16 protein-coding genes are annotated in these 25777 nt (G+C 55.3%); 3 read left to right on the forward strand and 13 right to left on the reverse strand.

Translation table 11 applies throughout. From position 1 onward, the window contains the following. Positions 1-143: 143 nt before the first annotated feature. Entirely contained in the window at positions 144-509 is a 366-nt protein-coding gene (locus H9I52_RS07600) for a hypothetical protein (RefSeq protein WP_187453374.1), read from the forward strand. Positions 510-1256: 747 nt separating this feature from the next. Here H9I52_RS07600 and H9I52_RS07605 read toward each other — a convergent pair. The 12 genes from H9I52_RS07605 to H9I52_RS07660 form a co-directional block, all read right to left on the reverse strand. Further along, on the reverse strand, positions 1257-1706 hold the full coding sequence (locus H9I52_RS07605) for a hypothetical protein (RefSeq protein WP_187453375.1): 450 nt from the start codon (positions 1704-1706) through the stop codon (positions 1257-1259). Positions 1707-1767: 61 nt separating this feature from the next. Then, entirely contained in the window at positions 1768-2187 is a 420-nt protein-coding gene (locus H9I52_RS07610; RefSeq protein WP_187453376.1) for a hypothetical protein, read from the reverse strand. Positions 2188-2615: 428 nt separating this feature from the next. After that, on the reverse strand, positions 2616-2900 hold the full coding sequence (locus tag H9I52_RS07615) for a hypothetical protein (RefSeq protein WP_139516739.1): 285 nt from the start codon (positions 2898-2900) through the stop codon (positions 2616-2618). Between the two features lie 741 nt (positions 2901-3641). Beyond that, complete coding sequence (locus H9I52_RS07620; RefSeq protein ID WP_187453377.1) at positions 3642-4229, reverse strand: hypothetical protein; 588 nt, start codon at positions 4227-4229, stop codon at positions 3642-3644. A gap of 392 nt (positions 4230-4621) precedes the next feature. Then, positions 4622-7489: a TIM-barrel domain-containing protein gene (locus tag H9I52_RS07625; protein ID WP_187453378.1), complete on the reverse strand. Its 2868-nt coding sequence runs from the start codon at positions 7487-7489 to the stop codon at positions 4622-4624. Between the two features lie 49 nt (positions 7490-7538). After that, positions 7539-9620 (reverse strand): beta-galactosidase, encoded by a 2082-nt coding sequence (locus H9I52_RS07630; RefSeq protein WP_222940431.1) that lies wholly within the window; start codon positions 9618-9620, stop codon positions 7539-7541. Between the two features lie 97 nt (positions 9621-9717). Then, the gene (locus H9I52_RS07635; protein WP_187453379.1) at positions 9718-11991 is read right to left on the reverse strand and encodes a glycoside hydrolase family 3 C-terminal domain-containing protein; all 2274 of its coding nucleotides are present in this window, start codon (positions 11989-11991) and stop codon (positions 9718-9720) included. A 53-nt stretch (positions 11992-12044) separates the two neighbouring features. Next, a complete protein-coding gene (locus H9I52_RS07640; protein WP_187453380.1) occupies positions 12045-13472 on the reverse strand; it encodes a glycoside hydrolase family 30 protein in 1428 nt (475 codons plus the stop codon). Positions 13473-13588: 116 nt separating this feature from the next. Then, on the reverse strand, positions 13589-15232 hold the full coding sequence (locus H9I52_RS07645) for a carboxylesterase/lipase family protein (protein WP_187453381.1): 1644 nt from the start codon (positions 15230-15232) through the stop codon (positions 13589-13591). Positions 15233-15256: 24 nt separating this feature from the next. After that, positions 15257-17665: a glycoside hydrolase family 3 C-terminal domain-containing protein gene (locus H9I52_RS07650; RefSeq protein ID WP_187453382.1), complete on the reverse strand. Its 2409-nt coding sequence runs from the start codon at positions 17663-17665 to the stop codon at positions 15257-15259. 143 nt (positions 17666-17808) lie between these two features. Continuing rightward, positions 17809-19308: a RagB/SusD family nutrient uptake outer membrane protein gene (locus H9I52_RS07655; protein WP_187453383.1), complete on the reverse strand. Its 1500-nt coding sequence runs from the start codon at positions 19306-19308 to the stop codon at positions 17809-17811. 69 nt (positions 19309-19377) lie between these two features. Continuing rightward, the gene (locus H9I52_RS07660) at positions 19378-22581 is read right to left on the reverse strand and encodes a SusC/RagA family TonB-linked outer membrane protein (RefSeq protein ID WP_187453384.1); all 3204 of its coding nucleotides are present in this window, start codon (positions 22579-22581) and stop codon (positions 19378-19380) included. A 579-nt stretch (positions 22582-23160) separates the two neighbouring features. On the opposite strand from H9I52_RS07660, the gene H9I52_RS07665 reads away from it, so the two are divergent. Together H9I52_RS07665 and H9I52_RS07670 are read left to right on the forward strand one after the other, a co-directional pair. Beyond that, positions 23161-23949, forward strand: coding sequence for an NUDIX hydrolase (locus H9I52_RS07665; RefSeq protein ID WP_187453385.1), 789 nt, complete (start codon positions 23161-23163; stop codon positions 23947-23949). Between the two features lie 129 nt (positions 23950-24078). Further along, entirely contained in the window at positions 24079-24963 is an 885-nt protein-coding gene (locus tag H9I52_RS07670; RefSeq protein WP_139516748.1) for a sugar phosphate isomerase/epimerase family protein, read from the forward strand. A 13-nt stretch (positions 24964-24976) separates the two neighbouring features. Here the strand turns inward: H9I52_RS07670 and H9I52_RS07675 are convergent, their stop codons facing one another. Next, complete coding sequence (locus H9I52_RS07675; RefSeq protein ID WP_187453386.1) at positions 24977-25762, reverse strand: DUF1080 domain-containing protein; 786 nt, start codon at positions 25760-25762, stop codon at positions 24977-24979. Positions 25763-25777: the final 15 nt, after the last annotated feature.

Genomic DNA, 25777 nt, shown 5'->3' on the forward strand with positions numbered 1-25777 from the left:
TTGCTAGCCTTGAGCTAAGTTGATTCCTTATACAATTACCAGCTAAATCAACAAACTGAAGCGTAAAGCTGGCTTTTGAAATAGTAGGAATAATCTTGGAACTATCTTGATTCGAATAGGCTTAGAGGAAAAAAATTATTGATATGGTTCAAGTTTTCCGCGTTTCACTTCCTGAGAGCTATTTATTGATTCTCAACCCTGATTCAACGGCTAACGGATTTGCCATCTTGGCGCGTGCGCTTTACCGAGCTAGTCGTAGTGGCAAGCCCGCCGTGTGCGTCGATTGTAGCTTACTAACACAGATGCCCGACGATGCCATCGAACTGCTGCTGAGCTACCATTATCATTTCTCCAGCAAAGGGCTGAACCTAGTGCTCTGCCATGTGTGCCCTGCCATTCGCAAGCTCTTGAGCGAACGTGGATTAAGCGCCTGCCCGCCCATACTGCCTTCGCTACTCGATGCTGGACAACTCTCTGCTTTGAAAGAGGAAGTAGTGTTAGTTGCTTAGCTTTTGCGAGGCGCAATTTGTTGTCCCGTTAGGTTTACACGGGACAGGAAACCTTCTTAAGGCAAACTCGTAACAGTAACGGTCTTCTGCGTCTTTATGATAAGCGTTATTATATATAGTATTTTGTATATGTATAAAACACTTTCCTGTAGCAATGCAACCGGCTGTTTATCAGTTAGTTGATGGCCTGCGTGAGTCCTGTGTATATATAGAAAAAAATATATTTGCTTTTTATAGGGGTAATCGAGTGATAACTATACCGTACGCAAGCAATGCGGTACAGCCTCACTAGCGGAGGAACCAAGCACGCATACAAACCTTATCCTGCGTATAAATACCGCGTTACCGGGGAAAAAGTCGGATAGCATTGCGCAAACATCCTTGTGTTTTTCCGTATATAATTACCGGGCTGAAAATGAGGAGAAGGAGAATTACAAGGATTGGCTTTGCGTATGTATGTAGAGGTAGAAAAAGTAGATCAGGATACGCTTACCGTGGCCATTCGCCGGAGCCGAAGCCACGCCGATTGTTGGCGTAAGCTCTTGGCGCGCTCAGTTTGCGATACGCTTGGCCCCACTTTGGTAGCCCAATTTATCGAAGACTGCTATCTGCTGGCTCACCCTTGGGAGCGTAAACGGGTTGGCCGCAGGGCCATTGCAGCGGCTGTGCAAATGGCTTTAGGCATAAAACCCAGTTGGGGGTAGTTCAGTGCAACCCATTGATTATCTGATTATTATGTATAGGGCGCTAAACCAGTGTCTGGGTGCTAGGGCTGACTGAATCTTGGGAAACTAGCCACGCATGGGCTTCGGCGCTGGTGTTGAAATACTTAAAGGAAAAAAAGCCAAACACGGCATCCCCGACGGCATGGGCCGCGGCTCGTCCGGCTTCTTTCTGGCTTTCCAAGATGGCACATTGGCTATAACCTGCTTCGCGTATGGCCCGCGGAATCCATTCGTGCGCTAGCCACTGCTGTACCTGTGGCGCCATAGGTTGGCGAAGCGCATGATTGGTCAATAGTTTGGTAGTACGATGCCGCTTCAGGGCGGCGAGGGTGTGCTCGTAAATGCCGCCTAAGTCAGCGGCAGTAGCGTCGGCGTCCGTCCAGTCGAGGCGGACGTAGCCACCCGAACAATAAAGGATGGTGCAAAGTGAATTGTGAAAATATACGTTCAGCGTATCGGCAGCGCTAGTCATTGACAAAAGGCGATAGAGTCCCGCTAATACGGCGGGAGTGGTGTAATACTAAGAGCAGGAATTAGTTATGGCTTCGCAACCAGGCGATGCCCTCTTCAACAGCCGAGCTATAATGAAAAGTAAGCTGTTGAGAGCTGACTGAAATAATGGCTTTGACCGCCAAGCGCGTAAGGGGCTGGTGGCTTTCCACTACCGCGCAATAGGCCCAGCCCGTAGCGAGTACGGTAGAAGGAATCCATTCGTCCGTCATCCATTTTTGCACATCCAACGGAATGGGCTGCCGATGGTCATGGATGCTCAAGATTTTACGCAGCCCATAGCGCTTGAGAGCCGCCGCCACTTGCTGGTAAGTCTCACGCACTTCGGTGCTTGTAGCACGTGCGTTTTTCCAGTCCAGACGAAGGTACCCGTCCGGATGGCAGACTACGTTGCAAAGTGCACTGCTGGTGTAAGTTATCTCCTTGGTAAAAGGTAGACTCATAACTCAAAGAGAAGGTAAAACGATCTTACTTGCAAATGAAATAGGGCGCATAAAAAGAGTGCAGGCGCTAGCACTCAAGTGCTAACCTTCTGCTGATAGCTTGCCACCTAAGTAGTGAGAAAACTCACCGCATAGGAGGGAAATGATTCATACGGATGCGGGGGACAAGAGGCGCGAAAGGCGAGCCGTGCTTCGTTGCATACGAAAGTACCGTATCCAACGCACTTTATGAGCCTCCTTCGCCGGGTTCTGTTTGCTTCCGCTCGGCCAGTTTTCCTTAAGCAGCTATCCAGCACCAACATCCATATGTACGTCGGCTGGGCGGCGTCGAAAAACATGCCAGCTCCGATAAGCAGCATGAAAAAGGCCAGCAGCAGAGCCCGGTTTTAGCTACTGCCGCTGGCCTTTTTAGTGGGGCCGATAATTTACTAGGCGTTGAGCAGCGGGTAAACCACGCCCAATAGTTGATCGCGTAATGCCATGGCAGGCAGACGCTTGCGTTGTGGCAAGAGCCGCACCAGCGTCCAGAAGCTGGCAGAATATTCTTCTGCTTGCTTGGCGGGCAATTGCTCTTCGTTCCAGTTGTTCAGCTCAGCAAATACCTCAGTAGCAATCTGTTGCAGCCGTTTTTGGCCAGCCGACTTACTCATGTCCACTTGCTTAATGGCGTCTGCGTGCGCACGAAGCGCGGCTAAGTTTACGGTAGTGTTCATGGGCGCGACTGTAAGGTGTGTGTGAAGAGTGAGAGAGTAACCGTTTGTTGCATAGCGAATTATTTGAAGATGAAAGTTGATATACTGCAAGGAGCACCTCAGCCATTTGCTGGCCAAAAGCAAACGAGTTCGCCCAGCAAACCCAGCAAAACGACTAGAATAAGGGCAGTTTCAATGAACCGGTTAGGAGAGGGTTGGGCTTCGTTGTGGTTCAGCATGCTTCAATTAATCGTAGAATTATTCAATTTTTTGGGCTTCCGCAAGAGGTAATTAATTCAAAAATATTCGGGTAATGAAAATTCAGTTGTCAAAAACTATTCCCGTTTTTAATTATCAGCCTGTTATTTGAAAAATGCAAAATATTATAAGCTTGTTTCAATGCATAATGATTTGTACTAGCTCGAGTATAAATATGGTTTTTTATACAAAGATGTGTGAATGAGCGTGTTGTAAATAAATTCTTGTTTTCGTTACACTTGATCAAATGTTGCTACACACGAATGTGGGCGTTTGCATAACTTCAAATGTAAATATTATTTTCTTAAAGTTGGAAATGAAATGCAGTAGTTTTTCTGGCAAATTTTTAGGCGATTTATTAGCCTGCTATACGGCTTCGAAGCGTTTACTGGATTGCGCTACGTATGAGTAGAATACAGAAATTGCCCGGCAAAGGCAGGATTCAGCCAATTATTGGCCTCTGCATTTGCCGGGCACTAAAGCTCGGGGAGAATCTGCTTCTGCTTACCGGCGCGGTAAGGTGATAGTTCGGTGGGACGGCGTGACGGTTTGAGCTGCTTTCTGCTCGTCGGCGCGCCGCTGGTTGGTCATTTTAGTGCTCCACAAATACACGGTGGCGTCATTGGTGAGCGGGCTTTCTTCGTAGCCCAAGTAAACTTTTTTGCCCGTCCAAGAGCGCTTTTCGGTGTGCTCATTGGCTTGAAAGCCAGTCCCGTAAAGCTCCGTAAAATGATCGAGCAGCGCCCGGCTGTTGGTGTAGCCTTTTGTAGTGAGGCGGACGCTGGTAAGCTTGCCTTTGTAGAAGAAGTAGAGCAGGGTAGCTACTTGCGCATTGACAAGTGCCTTGGAATCGGTGGTGCGGCGGTAAATCTTGGTCTGACCAGTGGTTTCTACCAGTACCAAGTGCTTGACTGCCGAAACAGGGGTTTCAAATTTCAGATCCTGAAAGCCATAAGTCTGATCTAGCTTCTGCAGGTCGACCGCGGGGGCAGCAGCGGTCTCCTCCATTTCTGAAATCTGCTGGGCAAACGACGCAGTAGAGCAGAGTGAGGCAGCAAGTAGTGCAAAAAGCAAGGGCAAACGATTGATCATGCGAGTAAACGAAGTATTAGTTGAAATCCTGGAGAGGCTGATGAAGTACGTTTTTACACGCATCGATAACATACAAACGCACTCTAAGCAAGCCACATCGGTGCAAAGCTAAACCGATTGGTTTCTTCCAAAGACAGGAAAATGCTGACAATCTAGTCTTGTAAGACTATAAGCTTCTGAGTATAAGTCACTAAAAAAGTTGAGAAATGATTGCAAGAGGCAAAGCTTAGCGTGCTGTTTTCCAACCAAGGCCTGGCTCACATTCCAGCTGCTCTTACCAAGGAAATGACAGGGGATCAGCTTTTTATTTGATCTTGTAAGGCACAGTATATCAAGTGGTTGCCAGCAGGCGCGCCGAATTGTTATTTCCGTAAAGCTTAACAGAAACCCGGTTATTCCATCTTGACGATTACAGCGCTGCCCGAGTACGAAATCGGATTTCCCGATGCCGCATCGGGGTTGAAGGCGGTGGGTTTGTCCTTGTTGACCCACACCACGCGAAAAGAGCGCTGAGTTGGCATGCCAGGGAAGGTGCCCTTGCGCTCGCCAATCGTGAGGGTTTTAGCTTTTTCGCTGTAGCTGAAGGGAATTACTGCTGAGGCGCCCTTCTCATAATTGTAATTGACGTTTTCGTCTTCGTACAGCGAAAACTGCGCATCCTTGCCCGTGTACACGTACAGCGTGATGGGGTCGGCGGGTTTTTCGGTCGTGTACTGGAGTTCGGGGCCGAAGGGAATGATCGAGCCTTCGCGCACAAACAACGGCATGCGCTCCAACGGCGCGTCTTCAGTAATCGACTGGCCACCAGCGTGATAGGTGCCGCTGTAAAAGTTAAACCAACCCGTAGCGGCGGGCAAGTAGAGCTTACGGCTGCGCGCCTGATAATCTGTAATGGGTGCCACGAGCAAGCTAGGCCCAAACATGAACTCGTCGGCGATGCTTTTCACGGCTGCGTCGCCGCCAAAATCCATCATCAGGCCGCGCATAATGGTGCCATTTTGGTAGTGCGTCTGGCCGGCCAGCGAGTAGATGTACGGCATCAGGCGGTAACGCAACTTGTTGTAATACAACATGCTCTGGTAAGCCGGATGGGTTTCCGGCGCAATGTTGTAGATCTCGCGGTACGGAAACTGGCCGTGCACCCGAAACAGCGGGCAGAAAGCGCCAAACTGATACCACCGCGCATTCAATTCGCGCCATTCTTCCAGGTCTTTGGCATTGGGTTTTTCGTAACGCCGTTCCACGGCAAAGCCGCCAATGTCCGTCGTCCAGTACGGAATGCCCGCCATAGAAAAGTTGAGGCCGGCCGGAATCTGGTTCTTAAAGTCTTCCCAGCGCGAACCAATGTCGCCGCTCCAGATGGCCGCCGCGTAGCGTTGCGAACCGGCGTAGCCCGAGCGCGTCAGCAGAAACACGCGCTGGTCGGGGGCCGTTTGGCGTTGGCCTTCGTAGATCCCCTTCGCGTTTTGCAGCGGAAAACCGTTGAAATATTGTGTCGAAGAGCCCAAGTAGGTCGGCGTCATCAACTCCTTGCGCGTCTGCACGTTGGTGTTGGAGTAGATGTCGGGTTCGGAGGCATCCATCCACCACGCGTCGATGCCTTTGGTGAACTGCTTGGTATTCATCAGGTTCCAAAACGCGGCGCGTGCCTGCGGATTGAAGGCGTCGTAAAACGTGGACGTGTAGCCCGGCGCAATCCAATCTTTGGTGCGGTTGGCGATGTTACGCTTATACAGGAAGCCCTTGGCGTTGAAGTCGTTATAAACCGGGATGCCTTCGTAAATCTTCGCCCACACCGAAATCATGAAGTGCAGATTGTCGCGCTCATGCAGCGTCTTGATCATGCTTACCGGGTCGGGGAAGCGGCTGGGGTCGAACTCCTGGCTGCCCCACTCGGCGGGCTTCCAGTACGACCAGTCCAGTACAATGTTGTCGATCGAAATGCGGCGTTTGCGAAACTCGGCGGCAGTGGTCAATATCTCTTCCTGCGTCTTATAGCGCTCGCGGCTTTGCCAAAAACCCATAGCCCATTTCGGCATGATGGGGGCTGGTCCCGTGAGCTGCCGATAGCCACTGATGACCTCGTCGGGCGTGTTGCCCTGCACAAAATAGTAGTTTAGGTCGTGGCTGGCTTCCGACTTAAAGCCGTATTCGTGAGCACTTTGCCCTTGCAGCGGACTCAGCCATTTCAGCCCTAAGTAGGACTCGCCGCCGTCGGGGTTCCACTCCAGCCTGATCGGGTATTTCTGGCCTTTGACCATGTTTAACTCAATCACCGAAGTGCCTGGGTTCCAGGCCTGCCGCCACTTATCGACCACCAGTTTTCTGCCGATGTACAGCTTTGCGTAGCCGGCATTTTTGAGCAGGAAATGGTGCAAACCCGTCGTGCCCGATTCGATGCTGCCTTCCCAGGTTGCCAGCACGTCGCCGAGTTTTACGTTGGCCGGGAAGTTTTTCTGGTCTTCCAGGTACTCGTAATTGATGATCGACTCCGGCCGCTGCACCACTACTTCGCTGGGCTTGTTTTTGTTGAAGTAGGTCGCCGTCAGCCAGCCTTCGTTGCCTTCTTTCGAATAAAGCTTTAGGGTCGTAAGCGGTTCATAATCACGCGTATCGCCGACTTTGGTGATGGAATAATTATCCCAGAGAATGCCATAATTCCGACTCGACAGCAGAAACGGCACCGCCACGTCGGTGTTGTTCTGGGCTAGTTCTACTTGCTGGCCACGGTAGTTCATCACGCCGTTTTGGTGCTGCCCCAGGCCATACAGTCCTTCGTCGGAGGGGGAATCGAACACCTGTTGCACTTGGTAAAACTGCTGCCCATCGGCCACCACCGGCGTGAAAACCTTGCCGCCGTTTTTACGCTCTTGCAAGATGGTTTTGCCCTTCGGATCGGTGAAAGCAAGTTCGCCCGTCGCAAGTGACACCGTAACGTTCAGCGCAGCCGTACTGATCACGCCCTGGCCCTTCTTTTCCTTGTATTGCCACTTCGCGCGCGGCCCCGTTTGGGCCACTACCATCAGGCTTTTGTCGGTGGACACGCTGTCCAATGGGCTGGCTTGCACATGCATAATCTTGTCCGACACCACCTGCAACCGAACGGTGCGGACGGCTTGGTCATTTGCCTGGGGCAGGTGAATCACGATTCCGTCGGCCTGCTTCTCCACTTTAGCCGTCTGGGCGATAGCCGAAAAAGCTGGCGCAAGGCAAAGGGATATCAGGAAGTAGCGACGGAAAGTACGTGATTGTGGCTTCATAATAAGTATTTGATTATCAATTACTTGTAAATAATCAATAAAGCTCTTTTTATTTTTCTTCCACAATCTGCATGCCCCAGGGCGCCAGTTGCAACTGCTGATTTTTGGCGATGGCAGCGTTGGAGAACAGCTCTTTGCCGGCACCGTAGGGGTACGGCACCGAGCCCGGCTCGGCAGAGTAGTTGAAGTAATAATGCACCGTTTTCTTCTGCTGATTCACACCGGATTTGGTGATGAGCGGAAACCGAATAGCCTGGTCAGGGCCCCAGAGGTCGGCTTTTTTCACGGCATCGGCGACTATCTTTTCCGTTACTGCGGTGCTTGTTCCGCAGCCTATGTAAGTAGCCAAGCCCTTGCCGTAGCGGTTTTCGGTGATGGCGGCGTACTTGCCCCACACCGGGTGATCGTAGGTGGCCAGCACCTTTGCCGTGGTCGGTGTGAGCAGCTCCATCCAGGTCGTAACGCGGTTATTTTCAGCGCCTACCTGATACGGATCGCCTTTCAACGCCACCTTCACGGGAATGGTAAACTGGCTGAAACTCACCCCGCAGGCTTCCGTAATAACGCCCGGTTGCTGGGTGGTGCGCACCTTCACGTTTTCGTCGGAGAAACCGCTTTTGTACGTGTACACCACATGGCCGCCGTTCTGCACAAAGCGGTTCAGCCGCTCCAGCAAGCTATTCGGGGCAGCGTATAAAGCAGGCACAATCAGCAGCTTATAGCTTTCCAGGTTGGTGCTGGACGGGTCCACGAAGTCGCAGCCCACGTTCTGGCGGTACAGGGCATCGTAGAGCGGCCGCAACACGTCGTTGTAGGTTTCTCGCGTACCCCAGCCAAACCCGAACCACTTAAATGCCGTCAGGGCTTCGTTGCTGAATAGAATAGCTACCTTGTTGGTTTTCTGGAGGGTAACCAAATGCGAGCCGAGTCGGTTGAAATCCTGCCCGATGGTTTTGGCTTCGTCGTAGGTTGGGTTCGGCTCGAAGTCGTGGCTGAGCAAGCCCTTCCAGTAGGTTTCGGCCGAGTTGTGAATGGAGTGCCAATGCCAGTATTCCAGCATGTTAGCCCCCGAGGCCAAGTGGCTGAAGGCCTGCAAGCGCAGCTGCCCAGGGTAGGGCACCCACTGCGGAAAGCCCTGGGCTTCGGTTTCCAGCACCAGGTAATTCTGGCCGCCCTTCATGGAGCGCGTCACGTCGCCACCAAAGGAAATTTCGGTGCCTGTAAGCTGGTCCTGGCTGGGGTGGTAGATGTCGATGCCAGCTATGTCGAGCGCTTTGGCCGCCGCAAAATGATCCACATCGGGCTGAATACCAAAGGAATAGCCCCGCCAATCTAAGTCAAAGTTCTGGGTGATAAACTGGTTCGGCTTCTTGTACTCACGCACGATGCCGGCCTGCCAGGCCAGATAATCCGTCACCAGCTGGCGCTGAAACTTAGAAAATTCGCTGCCCAGACTGGCGTTGATGGTGCCCACCGTAGACGGAAAATCTTCCCAGCTGTTGATGCGGTTGCTCCAGTAATCCAGGCCGTAGGCCTTGTTGATGACGTCCAGGGATTTGTACTTGGTCTGCATGTACTGCACAAACAGCTTCTGCACCGCCGGCCCCACGGTGTTGTAAGCTTTGGTTTCATTATCAACCTGATAGCCTATGATGGCCGGATGGTTTTTGACGTGTCCCAGCATCGCCCGAATTACCAACTCAGCATGGCGGCGGAAGTCAGGATTGGTGATGTCCATGTTTTGCCGCGCACCATATTGGTTTTGGCCGGTGGGCGTAATGGCCAGCACTGCCGGGTATTTGCGCACCAGCCACGTGGGCACGGCGTACGTAGGCGTACCAATAATCACTTGAATATCAGCCTTGTGCATGGCGTTGAGCACGCGGTCGATGTGCGAAAAATCGAACACGCCTTCCTGCGGTTCCACCGTGCTCCACGTCGATTCGGCAATGCGCACCACGTTGATGCCCGCCGCTTTCATCATCTGCACGTCCTTGTCGAGACGCTCGTAGGGCATGTACTCGTCGTAGTAGGCCACGCCGTATAGTAGCTTTTTTTGCTTAGGAGCTTGTGCCACAACGCTTTGGGCTAGGGCGATCAGAAGCAACAAGACAAGGAGCAGTCGATTCATCTACCTAAAGTCAAGGACAGGAATTGGTGAAAGCATGTCAAAACCGAAAAGCACGTCACGCTGAGCGCTGCAAAAGCGTGACGTGCTTAATTGTTGCTTACAGCGTTACGTTGCCCGTCAGGCGAATATCGCGGGAGGAACTGCCGACCAGCACGTCGAACTTGCCGGGCTCCAGCACCCACTGCTTTTTGCCTTCGTCATAATACTGAAACGCATTGGTATCCAGCGTCATCGTCACCGTTTTGGATTCGCCGGGTTTTAGGAATACTTTCTGAAAGGCCTTCAATTCCTTCTCCGGGCGCTTGACGGCGGCTTGCTCGTCCTTCACATACACCTGCACCACCTCGGCGCCGGACGTTTTGCCGTTGTTGGTCACGGTCAGCTTTACGGTGGCGTTTTTGGTGCCCGGCGTTACACTTAAACCGCTGTATTTGAAGGTGGTGTAGCTCAAGCCGTGGCCGAAGGCAAATTGCGGCGCTACCTTGTAGGTGTCGAAGTAGCGGTAGCCCACGAAAATGTCGTCTTTGTAAGTCTGCTTCAGCGGGTTACCGGGGGTGCTGGGGTATTCGCCCAGTTTCATGGCAGGCGAGTCTTCCAGCTTCACGGGGAAGGTGAAGGGCAGCTTGCCCGACGGGTTTACATCACCGAACAGGATGTGTGCCAGGGCGTTGCCGCCTTCCATGCCGGGATACCACGCCTCCACAATGCCCTTGGCCTGCCCGGCCCACGCCGACACGTCAATCGGGCCACCGCCCAGCAGCACGACCACCGTGTTGGGGTTGGCAGCCAGCACGGCCTGAATGAGTTCGTCTTGGCCGAACGGCATCTTCATGTCGGGCTTGTCGAACCCTTCGGCGTCGTAGGCATTGTCGCCCCATTTGCTGTAGTCGTAGCCGTGGGTCGAGCCGCCCACAATGATGGCCACGTCGGCGGCTTTGGCAGCCGCAACGGCTTGGGCAATCATCTGTGGATCAGCCTTTTGGTTGCGTGCAATTTTGTAGCCCTGAGCATAGGTGATGTTTGCCTGGCTGCCTAATTCCGTTTTGAGACCCTGCAACGGCGTGATTTCGTACTTGGCCTTCAGCTGCGAGCTGCCGCCGCCCATGGAATTTTCGCGGGTGGCGTTTTCGCCGATCACGGCAATAGTTTTCACCGTCTTTTTGAGGGGCAGAATGCCGTCGTTTTTGAGCAGCACAATGCCTTCTTCGGCCACTTTCAAGGCGGTGGCCTGGTGCTCTTTGGTGTTGTAAGCGCCGGGCTTGCGCTTGGCGCCGTCCAGAATATTGGTGGCGTACATCACCCGCAGAATGCGGCGCACTTTGTCGTCTACCAAGGGCACCAGCTTCGGGTCTTTCTTAACGGCGTCCAGGGCGGCATCGGCGAGGTAAAAGCGGTCGTAAAGCGACCGGTTGGCGGAAGGCCCGCCCGTGGCTGCACTCTGGTCTACGTTGCCGTACATCAAGGACAGGTCGGTGCCCATTTCCAGATCGGTGCCGTTGCGCAGAGCATTCATGGTGTTATGAACTGATCCCCAGTCGCTTATAACCAGGCCTTTGAAACCCCATTCGCCCTTCAGAATGTCATTCATCAGGTAAGCATTCTCGGTGGCATAGGTACCGCGAAACTTGTTGTACGAGCCCATCAGCGTGTACACGCCCGCTTCCTGCACGGCGGCTTTAAAGCCCGGCAGGTAGATTTCGCGCAGCGCCCGCTCGCTCATGTCCACGTCGATGTCGTTGCGGTGCTCTTCTTGGTTGTTGGCCGCGTAATGCTTCACGCACGCCGAAACACCCTGATCCTGAACGCCTTTAATGTAGCCGACTACCATCTTCGAAATGAGGTAGGGGTCTTCGCTCAGGTACTCGAAGTTGCGCCCGTTCAACGGCGCGCGCACGATGTTGATGCCCGGCCCCAGAATAATGTCTTTGCCCCGGAAAGCAGCCTCGCTGCCCAGTACCGTGCCGTAAGCGTAGCCCAACTCCGGATTCCAGGTGGAGGCCAGCGTGTTGTTGGTGGGCAGGTAGGTGCCGGCGTCGTTGGCGTCTTTGACGCCCTTCCAGTCGCGTCCCTGCTCGGGGCGCACGCCGTGCGGGCCGTCGGAAGTCATGATTTCGGGAATGCCCAGGCGCTTGATGCCGCCGGCCGCGAAAGCCGAGTTGGCGTGCAACATCGCGATCTTTTCTTCCAGCGTCATCTTCTTGATGAGCGCATCGATTTTGGCGTCGTTGGCCGTGAGCGCAGCCTGTTTGTTTTGCGAAGCAGGAGCTTTCGTTGGTACCGCAGGCTTGCTTTGTGCCGTGCAAAAGCTCAGGGTCGCGTAAAAGAAGGTGGTGCCCAGCAAGGCTGCCAAGCGAGGGGTGGGAAGAAACATTCGGATTGGGTTAGAATGAATAGAGGGCCACATCAAAGTTGCATTTGATGTAATTATTTGATTATCAATGTGTTAAAGGAGTCAGGTTTGAGAGTGGGCGCCAGCGTCTGCTTGCCTACTTTCAGCCTCAGGACGCGGTCTTGGTTGCTGTCGTTTTGGGCCACGACTACCACGCTTTTGTCGGGGTTCTGAAAGGCCAGCAAGTTGGTGAAAGCGCCGCTGGTAGTCAGGCGTTTGGCACCGGGCTTCACGTAGTGGCTCAGGTGCTTGAGCAGGTAATATTCGTAGTTGAACTGGTAGGTTTTGGCGGCTTCATCGACGGTGACCAGCGAGTTTTGGCTCCAGCCCCACCGGCTGACGCCGCCTTTTTTCAGCGATATATTCCAGTACATGTAGGCATTGGCGCCGCTGCTGAGGTAATGCTTCATCAGTGACCACGTGTACACGCAGTACTTCCAGTCGTTTTTGCCGTCGCCGCATTCTTGCTCCGACTGGTACAGCGTCAGGTTGGGGTAGCGCTCGTGGATGCCGGCAATGGCCCCTTTGCCCGCCCACTGAAAACCAACACCCCTGATGTATTTGCCGCTGCGCGGATCGTGCAAAACAGTGTCAACCAAGGCTTCTTTGGCCCGCTCCATGGTCCCGAAAAACACGTCGACTTTGCGCTGCTGCATCTGCGGCCCCAGGAAGCCCACAAAACGCGCCAACCCCGTGGCCGTCCAGGTGCAGCTCGGAAACACCTGGGCCGAGTTGAACTCGTTTTGGGGCATCACCATGCTCACCGCAATGCCTTTTTTCTGATACGCTTCGATGAACTTGGCAAAGTATAACGCGTAGGCAGTGAAGTACTTATCTTCCTGAATGAACATGTTGGTGCCTTCCTTGCCGGCTTGTTCCGGCTTGAGGCCGTTGTCGGCCAGGGTGGGCATCATCTGGCGGTACTCGGGTTTTACCTCGGCAGCCGCATAGTGCTTATTATACTTCATCCACGTCGGAGGGCTCCAGGGCGAAGCCCACACTTTCAGCTTCGGGTTGTACTGCTGCGCGCTTTTGATGAACGGAATCAGGGTTTGCTCGTCGTTGGCGATGCTGAAATGTTCGAGGGCAAAATCGCCGGGTGTTTCGTCGTACGAATACCAGTCGCGCGAAAAGTCGTTGGCCCCGATGGGCATTCGGCAAATGGTGAAGTTGGCGCCCACGCCCGGCGCAAACAGCTCACGCACAATGTGTTCGCGGTCGGATTTGCTAAGCGCACTCAGCGACGTCCAGCCCAGCTCATTGAAGCAGGCGCCAAATCCGTCGATAGTCTGCAAGGGCTGCGCAACGTTGATCTCGGCATCGGTAGGGCCGGTGGCCGCCGCGGTTTGCATTCCTTTCTGCTCTACCCAACTTGCTGTGGGCGTAGTGGTTACCCATTCCACGCGCGTTTGGGCCATGGCCGCAGTATTTAGCAGTACAGCCGCGCCAGCTACCACTGCCATTTTCAGAAGGTGCGCGGGCGCGGAATTACATCTCACGAACTCTCGGGAGCAGGCCATGTAACGAGCGGGTTGATGGTCAGAAAAAGAAAGCTGGGGCACTGGACCTCGTTAATGGCCTATTTTGTAACTAATTGATCCAGAAACAGATAGCGGGCGCGGTTTGGCTCTTGCTCAGCGCGAGGCGTCATATCGAGGCGCATCACCTGGGCGTCGGTGCCGGCTTTGGTAGCGGGCCAGTTGGGCAGCCCGGCACCATTGGGGTTTCCAGATTTGATGAAGTTGGCAAAGTAGCTCTGCATCGCTTCCGACACTTTCTGGTCTTCGGGCGTCCAGGCGTACACTTTATTGGTCGAGAGGTTGCCCAAGGCGTATTCGATCTCGGCCGAGTGCACAGCTCCGCGGGCAGGCGGCGCCTTAGGAGCCGATTCGGGTTGTTTGACCACGCCGCCCGCTAAGCCAGCCGTAGCATTGCCCATTTCGGGCGTCATGGCTGGGCGGGGCCGGGCATAGAGGTAGCGGTACACTGGCTGGCCACCCGTTTGGGCTTGCATATCGGCCCATTTCCAGGTGCTGTAAGCAATGAAGCGGTCGCCGGCCAGGTCAGTGGCTGCTTGTTCGGCCTCTTGCGCCGTGGTGCTGGGGTACAGCTTCAGGACTTCGGCAGCGCGCTCACCGTACAGCTTTTGTACAGCCTTGGCGAAGTTTTCAGGAGTCGGCTGATCGGGGCCAAGCAGTGCCTGGAAAGACATTTCCTGCGAATTCCAGCCCACCAGCAGCGGCACGCGCGCCTGCCGACCCGCCTCAAACGTGGCCGTAGGCTTTTCCGTGAAAAAGTAGCCGTCAAGAGTAGGAGCGAAGCGCTGGGTTCCGGGCTTGCCCGTTGCTTCCAGCAATTGCTGGGCGGGCAGTGCACGTAGTGCCGCCAACGAATTGGCGCCTAAGCTGGTAGCGAACGCTACGCCGCTTTTCTCAACTTCGGCCAGGGGCAAAGGTCCGAAGCCGGTGTTGAGCATCGAGCCACTTTCGCCGATGGCACGGGCAAACAGGCTTTTCGACAGGGGCGAAGCCATCTGGGCGCTCACTGACATCGAGCCAGCCGATTCGCCGGCAATGGTCACCTTTTTGGGGTCGCCGCCGAAAGCCGCGATGTTTTGCTGCACCCAACGCAACGCCGCGCTTTGGTCCAGAAAACCGTAGTTGCCAGACGCGTGGTGCGGCGATTCCTTGCTTAGTTCGGGGTGGGCCATGAACCCAAATACGCCGAGCCGGTAATTGACCGTTACGGCCACAATGCCGCGTCGGGCCATGCTTTCGCCGTCGTAGCGCGGCTCGGAGCCGTCGCCGGCCACAAAGCCGCCGCCGTAGAAATACACCAGCACGGGGAGTTTTTCCTGAGCGGTTTTGGCTGGCGTCCAGACGTTTAGGTAAAGGCAATCCTCGCTCACGCCGTTGGAGCGAAAGTTCATGTCGCCAAACAAAGGGAGCTGCATGGCCCGCGGTCCAAACTGCTTGGCTGGCCGCACGTTCGTCCAGCTTTTAACCGGCTGCGGCTCCCGCCACCGCAAATCTCCCACGGGGGGCGCGGCGAACGGAACGCCCTTAAATTCCCGAATGCCACTGGCGGCGGTGGTGCCTTCCAGCACCCCATTGGCTGTTTTTACTTGGTTGATAGTCAGGGATTTGCTGGGTGTATTTTTCGTTTGGGCTGCCGCGGGCACTAGCTGTACGGCCAAAAGCGCTATGATCAAGTAAAATTTCATGCGGAGGGAGTTACCGGAGGGAGGTTATTTTTGGGAGAGTTTCATTTCGGTGATTGGCGCCTGCGGGGCCAGCAGTTTGTGGGCTTTTTCGGCTACCAGCGCCTTGGGCACTGCAAATGAAGCCGTCTGCTTGATATTCAGCGAAGAGGCGCCCACTTTCACCTTGTACGTACCCGCATCGGCCACCCAACTCGAGGTAGCCGTATCGAAAGACGCCAGGTCGGCAGTAGTCAGGGGAAAGGTAAGTGTTTGTGATTGAGATGGTTGCAAAAGACCGGTTTTGGCAAATCCTTTGAGCTCGCTTTCCGGCTTTTCGAGCTTGCCGGAAGGAGCCGTAAGATAGAGCTGCACGACCTCTTTGCCCGCCACCGGGCCGTTGTTGGTTACGGTAACAGTGGCCGTCATCTTGCCGGCAAAAGTCGGGGCGCTTAGCTTCAGGTTGCTGTAAGCAAATGTGGTGTAGCTCATGCCGTAGCCAAATTCGTAGGCGGGCTTCACCTGGAACGTGTTGTAGTAGCGGTAGCCGACGTAAATGCCTTCTTCGTAGGTATTTTCGGAGGGCGCGCCCGTGAGCGAATTCCCGCTTGCTTGCCCGGTGCTGGCCAATAAGCGGCCCGGAAAGTCTTTGCTGTAAGGCACATCATCATATTTCACCGGGAAGGTTGTGGCAAGCTTGCCCGAAGGTGCCACGGTGCCGCGCAGCACATCGGCCACGGCGTTGCCGCCTTCCTGGCCGGGCTGCCAAGCCAGTAAAATGGCGTCGGCTTGGTCGCGCCAGCTGGCTACTTCAATTACGCCGCCCACGTTAAGCACCACCACCATTTTTTTGCCTTGGGCATGAAAGGCCGTGGCTACTTGCTTGAGCAACGCCTGTTCGGCCGCCGTGAGCGTAAAGTCATTTTCCACTTTGCGGTCGCCGCCTTCGCCAGCGCTGCGGCCAAGGGTAACCAAGGCTACATCGGCAGCCTGGGCCTGCTGTGTGAGCAGGGAAGCATCCACGGGCATCTCGGCAATGACGGGCGCGGGGTCCAGTAACCCTTTGGTTTTGGGGAGTTTAGCTTTCTCGCCCTTTATGTATTGCCCGTACGCCTGCGTTAGCGGCGCGTTCACGGTGAGGCCGGCGTTGGTAAGGCCTTGTGCTATCGAGATGGTGTAAGCGCGGTTGACGTCGCCGCTGCCCGTGCCGCCAGCAATGAGGTTGTAAGACGTATTGCCAAACAACGCCACTTTTCGACCTGCGGCTAGCGGCAGCGTTTTGCCTTCGTTGCGCAACAACACCATGCTTTCGGCAGCGGCTTGGCGGGCCACGGCGGCATCAGCTTTTAGGTTGGGCTGACTCGTGTATTTAAGGCCCTTAAACGTAGGCGATTGCAGCACCAGCGTCAGCACGCGCGCTACGTTGGCATCAATCTGAGCAGTAGTTAGTTGGCCGCTTTTTAGGGCAGCTAATACTGCCTGGGTTTGGGCCGTGGTGCCGGGCATAAGCAGGTCGTTGCCGGCTTGGAGCTGCGCAACGGGGTTTTTGCCGCCGTACCAGTCGGTCATGACCAAGCCCTTGAAGCCCCACTCGCCGCGCAGCAGCGTCGTGAGCAGATCGCGGCTTTGGGAGGTGTACGTGCCATTGACGAGGTTGTAAGACGACATCACCGTCCAGGGCTGCGCCTTGCGAACCACAATCTGGAAGCCTTTGAGGTAGATTTCCCGCAGGGCGCGCTCGCTCACCTTGGAGTTGAGCTGCATGCGGTTGAACTCTTGGTTGTTGACGGCAAAGTGCTTGACGGAGGTGCCCACGCCGTTGGATTCAATGCCGTTGACCATCGCCGCCGCGATGTTGCCAGCCACAACGGGGTCTTCGGAATAATACTCGAAGTTGCGGCCACCCAACGGGTTGCGATGAATGTTCATGCCCGGGGCCAGCAGCACGTCGATGCCGAAGTCACGTACTTCGCTACCAAATGCCACGCCGACTTTGCGCACGAGCGTCGTGTCCCAGGAAGATGCCAGCAGCGTTGCCACCGGAAAAGCCGTGGCGTAATAGGTTTTGGTGCTGTCGCCGCCCCGAATGGGATCGATGCGCACGCCCGCGGGCCCGTCGGATAAGGTCAGCGACGGAATGCCCAGCCGCGCAATGGCGTGCGTACGGCCCGCCGCGCCGGGTACTTTTTCGGGTACTTTCCGGTCCTCGGGGTCGGAAGGCGGCAGAATGCCCTCCGGGAAGCCCGCAGGGTAAAAACCCATCCCGACCACCAGTTTTACCTTCTCTTCGGGCGTGAGAGCCGCGATTACTTCCTTGAGGGGAGCTTTGCCTAATTGGGGCGCGGTCTGGGCTTGTGCCGAGGCCAAAAAACTGCTGCACAACAGGCTACACGTGGCAAAGGTGCGGAAACGGGAGGCGTTTGAAGCGGCAAGCAAAAGGGAAATTTTTATTTTCATGAACAGTGGAATGTTAGTGACTCAGAGGGCGCTTGGGTAGCTAGGCCTTACCAATCCAACCCTGAGGAGAAGCAGCGTTTGCAACCAGATGCTGCTTCTCCCCAGGGCTGGATTTCAGGTTATTTTAGCCGTTCTGTAACCCTTTAATAACCAGGATTTTGTGTGAGATTAGGATTGACGTTGAGTTCGGTTTGCGGGATGGGCAGGAGGTTGTTGAACTCCTGTACGCCGGTCTTGCCTTTGGCCTTCATTGTCGAAACCAGCGTGCCCGTGCGCTTCAGGTCGTACCAACGGTCCATCTCAAACGCGAGCTCGTAGCGGCGCTCCCGCAACACGGCATCCTTGAAGCTTGCCGCCGAAGTTATCGCCAGATCCTTGGCCGAGGGCGTATTGATGGGCAGGCCGAAAGCCCGCCGACGTACTTTGTTGATGGCTTCGAGGCCTTCCGCAGTTGGTCCCACGGCCTCCGCCAAGATTAGGTACATCTCGGCCAGGCGGAGCACCGGCACGTTCAAGGGCGAATCCCAGTTGTTGACGTTCACGGTGCCCACGAAAAACTTGCGCACGTTGAAGCCAAAGGGGTCGCCGGGCAAGCTCGCCGGCTGAATCTGGCCGGCCGGGTATACATCGCCGGGCACCCACACGGTAGCTTGCTTGCGCAGGTCGCCGGGCTCGTAGCCATCCACAAATTCTTTTTCCGGCACGTTGAAGCCGTAGCCGCCGGAAGCCACTACGTAAGGACTGCCAAAGAAACGGGCGCCCCAAAACTCGTTTATGGTTGCGCCAGGGCCATCCTGCGAATAGTTGCTCAGGCCGTTTTTGAACTGAACTTCAAAGAGCGACTCCTGCCCATTCTCGTTCTCTACCTTGAAGTTGTCGGCATAATTTGCCCACATGGTCTTACCCGAACCGCTGATTACGGCGCGGGCCTGCGTGGCCGCATTCGCCATATTGCCTTGCGTGAGGTACACCTTGGCCAGCAAGGCCGTTGCCGACCACTTGGTAGCCCGGCCCACGTCGTCGCCGGTGTAAGAGGCCGGCAACTTCGTGATGGCATCCTGAAGGTCGGTTATGATTTGCGTGTACACTTGGGCGGCCGGCGTACGCGTGATGTTAGAAACTTCGGCAGCCGTTTGGGCAGGCGTCAGCACCAAGGGCACGTCACCGAAGCCGCGCACCAGGTAGAAGTAATACAGAGCCCGCAGAAAGGCCGCCTCACCCAGACACCGCGTTTTGAGGGTAGCCGACATTTCGATAGCTGGCACGCGCGCCAGCACTTGGTTGGCCTGGCCAACACCCAGATAGGCGCGCTGCCAGTGGGTGCTGGTGAGGGGATTGGTCGTCGGAATGGAGTAATTATCAAGCTGTTGGAACTCGATACCGTCGGAAGCTCCGCCACCGCCCGTGTTGGAGTTGTCGGACATAATGTCGCCGATGCCCCACAGCGAGTAGTTAAACATCCCGTACTGGCTCAGCTGCGAGTAAGCGGCCGTAGTCGCCTGAATGGCATCGGTTTCGGTCTTGTAAAACGTTTCGGTCGTTACGGCGTTTCGCGGCTGCAGGCTGAGATAATCTTTCCCGCATCCCGCGAGTAGCCCGAGGGTCAGCACCGAGGCTGCAAGCGTTTTATTCTTTATAAACATCGTAGTAGTTTTTACAGGGGTGGGCGGCGCGCCGCTGGCTACGTGGCCTGGGCGCATCGCTTGGATTGATTAAAAGCCAATGTTGACACCTGCCAAGAAGACGCGCGACTGCGGGTAAATGCCACGGTCGACGCCGAGGCTGCCGCCTTGGTTACCCAGCTCCGGATCGAAGCCTTTGTATTTGGTAATCGTCAGCAAATTCTGGCTGGTGACATACACCCGAATGCGCTGCGCATGAACTCGGCCTAGCAGCGTGGTGGGCAACGTGTAGCCGAGGGTGAGCAACTTGATGCGCATGTAGGAGCCGTTTTCCACGTAGTGGCTCGAAACGCGCAGGTTGTTGTTTGGGTCGCCGGCTACGGCACGCGGTACGTAGTTGCTGGTGCCGGGGCCCGTCCAGCGATCCAGCGCGATGGTGCTGGCGTTGGAGGCACCGAACAAGCCGCCTTCCGTGTAGTAGCGGTTCAGGTTGTAAACGTCGTTGCCCTGCGAACCCTGTAAGAATATATTCAAATCCAAACCTCTGAAGCTCAGTGTGTTATTAAGGCCATATGTGAAGTCCGGGTTCGGATTGCCGATGTAGGCCTGGTCCTGGGAATTGATGACGCCGTCGCCGTTTATGTCCTTGTATTTGATGTCGCCGGGGGCAGTGCCGGACTGCTGGTAGAAGCCCGTAGAAGAGCCAGCGTTCAACGCCGTCAGCTCTTCGGTCGTCTGGATGATGCCATCGGCCACGTAGCCGTAGAACGAGCCAAATGGGATACCCGCCGCGTAGCGCACCAAGTAGTTGTTGGCCCGAATGCCTTGCCCAAAGTAGGGCCGGCCAGCTCCCAGCGACGTTACCTTGTTGCGGTAGAGCGAAAAGTTCAACGTAGTCGTCCAGTTGAGGCCGTTGTCGCTCACCAGGTTGTTGGTGGTAATGGCTAGGTCAATACCGCGGTTGCTCGAGGACGCCGCGTTGGTATTGATGCTCTCGCTGGTACCCGATACATAAGACACCGGCACGGCGGCAATCAGGTTGGGCGAGGTACGCTTGTACAAGTCGACCGAGGCCGACACGCGATTCTGCCACAAACCCAAGTCAATGCCGATGTTGTATTGCTCGTTATTTTCCCACTGCAAGTCAGGGTTTTGCAGGCGTGTGGGGGCGCCGCCAATCACCTGATTCTGGCTGCCCGTACCAAATACGTAACCGGTGCCGGGCACACCATTATTGGAAAGCGCGGAGGAGTTGATAGTAGCCAGAAAGGCGAACGAGCCGGCATTGAGCGGGTTACCTACTTTGCCATAACCGGCCCTGATCTTCAGGTTGCTGATGGAGGAGTAGCTCTTCAGGAAATCTTCTTCGCTCAGGCGCCAGCCGGCCGATATACCGGGGAAGAAGCCGAACTGGTTGCCGGGCGCAAACGCCGAAGAACCATCGTAGCGAGCCGTGGCCGAGAATAGATATTTGCCGGCAAATTCGTAGTTGATGCGGCCAAAATAGCTGGCCAGCCGGCTGCGGCTGTTGTTGCCGCCGTTGTTAATCTGGGCGTTGATGGGCCCGCGGTCAATTATTTGCAGGTCGTTGCGGCTGTAGCCTACGCGGGTAGCGGTCAGGTAAAAGTTGTCGAATTGCTGCGATGATTGGCCCAGCAGGAAAGTAAACTGGTGCTTATTGCCAATTATCTTGTCGTAGGTAGCCGTGTTCTCGATCAGGTAGCTGGGGCTGTAGTTGCTGCTGCTGCTGGCCGACGACTGCGAAGCCGGATACTTTGACGAGCCAACGATCGAGGGAAAGAACTGATCTTGTTGCAGAAACTGCAAATCTGCCCCGATGTTGGTTCGGAAGCGCAAGCCAGTAAGCGGCTCCAACTCGGCGTAAAACGTGGAAGTCGCCCGGTTGCGGTTATTCTTGATTATGGGACGAAGCGCGGCCGTTACGGGGTTTTCTTCGCCGTAGTTATCGAGGCTGGAAAACTCGTAGAAACTGCCGTCGGGGTTGCGGGCGGGCGCCACCGGCGGGGCCTGCACGGCGAGCTGAATAACGCCGCTGAACTCGTTGTTTTCGTTGTTGAGCGGGCGCTCGTCTTGGTGCGTCAGCGCGAGCGTGTTACCGATTTTCAGGATTTTGCTGAGCTGCACTTCCCCGTTAGCCCGCAGCGTAAAGCGCTGAAAGTTAGAATTGATGATGGTGCCATCTTGCTGAAAGTAGCCCGCACTAACGGCGTAGCGGGCCTTCTCGCTGCCACCCGTGGCGGAGATGGCGTAGTTCTGAATCTTGGCGGGTCGGAAAATCTCATCCAGCCAGTTGGTGCCTTTTCCCAGGGCTGCCGGATCGGCGTACTTCGGGATAATGGCCAGGCCGCCCGCGGTGCGCGCCTCGTTGTTAAGCTGCGCAAACTGCGTGGCATTGAGCATCGGAATCTGCCGCCATACGTTTTGAGTACCCACGTACGCGTCGAGATTAATATTGGCCGTGCCCGCTTTGCCGCGCTTGGTGGTGATCAGTACCACGCCGTTGGCAGCCCGCACGCCGTAGATGGCCGTGGCGGAGGCATCTTTCAGCACGTCGATGCTTTCAATGTCGTTGGGGTTGATGGTGCTGAGTTCTGTGCCGGTTGCGTTGCCGTTGCCGTCTACCGCTGTCGGGAGCGGAAAGCCGTCCACCACATAAAGCGGGCTATTGTTGCCGGCGGAGGTAATGCCCCGCACCCGCACCGACGTACCCCCGGCGCCGCCCGGCGCGCCCGAGTTCGACACGATTTGCACGCCAGCCGCCCGGCCTTGCAGGGCTTGCGCGGCATCGGCAACCGGCTGAGCGGCAATTTCCTTGGCCGATACGGAAGCCACAGAACCGGTTACGCTCGTCCGCTCCTGAGTGCCGTAACCAACTACCACCACTTCTTTCAGGGCCTGCGTGTCTTCGCTCAGCGTAACGTTGAACGATGTCGAGGCGCCAGTCACCGGGACTTCGCGGCGGGTGTAGCCTACATAGCTGAATACCAGCGTACTCCCTTCGGGCACCTCCAGGCTGAAATTGCCGCTGGCGTCGGTGCTGGTACCTTGCGAGCTGCCTTTCACCACCACCGTTACGCCCGGCAAGCCTTCGCCATTACTCTGAGTGACGCGCCCTGATACGGGAACGTTTGCGGTTTGGAACGGCCCAACCTCCCGCGAAGGAGCATTTGGCAATGGCGAAGCCGCCGCCGGTTGTACAAACGTTGGCATACTGCCCGCGGCGAGCAGCACTGCACTCCGCAGCAGCAGGTTTTTGTAAGAATGTGAAAGCATAGAGGTGAGGTTATAAGTGGCTAATTTTTGAGTGAATGGATGCTGATGTATGCGCAAACCGAAGACAGGAAGAAGCGTGGTCCGATAGACTTAAGTGCATTATCCAGGACTTCGTTAAAAACTCATCTCAAAACTATAATCAATTGATTATAAGCAGATTATGATAAAACAATTGGCGTAGCAATTGCTGCGAAAGCATGCCATAGTAGCAGGCATAGCAAGCGGCTAAGCAATAGGCATAGTGACCCCGCGTGCAACAGGCAATGCCGACGGAGTGGGAGAAAAGCTGCTGGTAAGTTGTGGCGAGGCAGCGGAGCGTCAGTTACAATCGGGTGTGCTTTGCAGCAGGAGCGGAGCAGCACTTAGCATGGGTACTTGTGCGTTTCAAGAGCCAGTGATCCTGGTCTGGAAGCGGTTTGCTAAGGGCGTCTGTTAAGAAGATCGTAAGCGGAATCGATTTCGGGCAAAAAGGAATTGCAGATTCGAGCTGCAAGTCAAGTTATTTTTGGAATATCGACAGGATAAATGTAAATATATTTTTCTAATACGTACATTTTACACAATAATTTTTTTGGCTCTATGAATACCCGCCAAGAGGTCCTGGATTTTGTGAAGAACGGCCACACCCGTTTTCTGCCGCACCTCTCCATCGACTGCGTAATTTTCGGCTACCATGCCCATCAGCTGAAAATTTTGCTGATCCGGCACCACGGGCACGAAAGATGGAGCTTGCCGGGCGGCTACATCGCCCGCGACGAAACGCTTACGCAGGCGGCACACCGCATTCTGGCCGAAAAAACGCAAATCACGGACCTTTTTCTGCAACAGTTTTATGTATTCGGCGACAGCGTCGTCCGCATGAGCCGAATCGAAACGCAACAGACGCACAACACCACTTTTGCAAAGGTCGGCGTTACCCTTGGCGATAATCACTGGCTATCGGAGCGGACGTTGTCCATTGGCTACTATGCCCTGGTCGATTACCTGGATGTGGTGGTAACGCCTGAGTTTCTGGTAGATGGGTTCTGCTGGTTGGAGATCAAAGAGATTCCGCCGCTCGAGTATGACCACAACGAAATCATCGCCAAAGCCCTGGCCACGCTGCGTTCGCAGATTTACCAGCAGCCCATCGGCTACAGTCTGCTGCCCGAGAAGTTTACGCTGCCGGAAATTCACGCGCTCTACGAAACCATTCTGGGCAAGCAGTTTGACCGCCGCAACTTCCGCAAAAAGCTGCTTACGCTCGGCCTGATCCGGCAGCTGGACGAGCAAAAACGCATCGGTCCGCACCGTTCCCCGTTTCTGTATGAGTTTGATTTAGAGAACTATCGCAAAGCCTTGGAAGAAGGCTCGGTACTGGCTTTTTAGGGCCGCGTACTAGCACGTTGTTTGCAAAAGAATCCCTGGCTTCTTCAAAACCTTATCTTACAGGGCGTTTGGAGCCAATAGCCTAAGCATACATTTCCTTTCCATCCTAAAACCCAACCCAGCCGCACTATGACTTCCCGAAGATCCTTCTTGGCCTCGGCCGCCCTGCTCTCCGCCGGCTTGCTGGTGTCTCCTTCTTTGTTGGCTTACAACAAGCGCTACGTAGGTTTGCAACTCTATACCGTGCGCGACGCCATGGAGAAAGACCCAGCCGGTACCTTAGCTAAACTGGCCAAAATCGGGTACAACTCGGTGGAAGGCGCTACCTACACGGGCAGCCAGAAATTCTATGGCATGACGCCCCAGGCATTTGCCGCTTTGCTCAAGCAAAACGGCCTGATCATGCCTAGCAGCCATTATCGGCTCGGCGAGGAGCAAATGAAGGGCGAGGCTGTGCAAGGCACCATTTTGCACGGCTGGGATAAGGCCGTGGATGACGCCGCCGCGGCCGGTGTGAAGTACATGGTGTGCGCATATTTATCGGAAGCCGAGCGGGGCAACCTGGAGCACTACAAGTATATCGCCGAGCAACTCAACAAAGCGGGCGAACGGTGCCAGAAAGCCGGCATCCAGTTGTGCTACCACAACCACGACTTCGAATTCAAAGCCCAAGACGGCAAGCTGCCGTATGACTTGCTGCTAACCGGTACTGATAAAAAGCTGGTGCAGATGGAGTTAGACTTGTACTGGGTGACCAAGGCCGGCCACGATCCGCTGGCTTTGTTTAAGCAACACCCCGGCCGCTTCCCGCTGTGGCACGTCAAAGACATGGACAAGACGCCGCAGAAAGCCTTCACAGAAGTGGGCAACGGCAGCATCGATTTCAAGAAGATATTTGCCCACGCCGACGAAGCCGGCCTGAAGTACTTCTTCGTGGAGCAGGACTCGACCCCCGGCTCACCTTTCGACAGCGTAACCAAAAGCATCAACTACATCAAGAAGAACTTGGTGTAGAAGCTGTTAAGTTCTATTGGCCCGCGGCCGGCAATTCGCGAACCCAGATGTTACGAAAACTGAGGGGTTCGCTTTTGTCGCCGTGGGCTTGCAGCTTAATCGGGGCAGGGCCGTGGCTTTGGTAAGTGGGCTTGCCAATGTAAAGTGTTGGTCCTAAAAGAGTTGCGTTGTTCTCGACTAGTACCCCATTAAACAGCACCGTCACGCGGGCGGGCGTGGCCATAGCGCCACCGGCCGCAAAGGTGGGGGCCGTCCAGATCACGTCGTAGGTTTGCCATTCGCCGGGCTTGCGGGTGGGGTTGGCCAGCGGAATCAGTTGCTTGTAAATGCTGCCCGCCATGCCGTTGACGTAGGTTTTGTTGTTATACGAATCCAGAATCTGCAATTCGTACCCTAGGTCGCCTTTGCCGAGCGAGGCCAGAAACACGCCGCTGTTGCCCCGCGCCTGCGCCGTGCCGCTGATGTTGGCCGGCACGCGCCACTCCAGGTGCAGTTGGTAGTTGGTGAAAGAGCGCTTGGTTTCGATGTTGCCCGCGTCTTTTTTCACGGTCATTATGCCATTGGAAACGGTCCATTTGGCGGGCGCCGTGCGGTCGTCGGTTGATACCCACTGGTCGAGATTCTTGCCGTCGAACAGGATCAAGGCGTCGGAAGGCGCGTCGCTGCTGGTTTTGCCTGGCGTAATTACTTTCGGAACGGGCTCCCACACCTCCGTGTCCTCGGGTTTGCCAGTTTGTTGGGCATGGGCGGCGCCGAAGCTGCCAGCCAGCAGTGCAGTAAGTACCAGGCGAAGTTTCATGGGGCGTTAGCTTGA

The sequence above is a fragment of the Hymenobacter sp. BT491 genome (assembly GCF_014349165.1).
Lineage (GTDB): Bacteria > Bacteroidota > Bacteroidia > Cytophagales > Hymenobacteraceae > Hymenobacter > Hymenobacter jejuensis.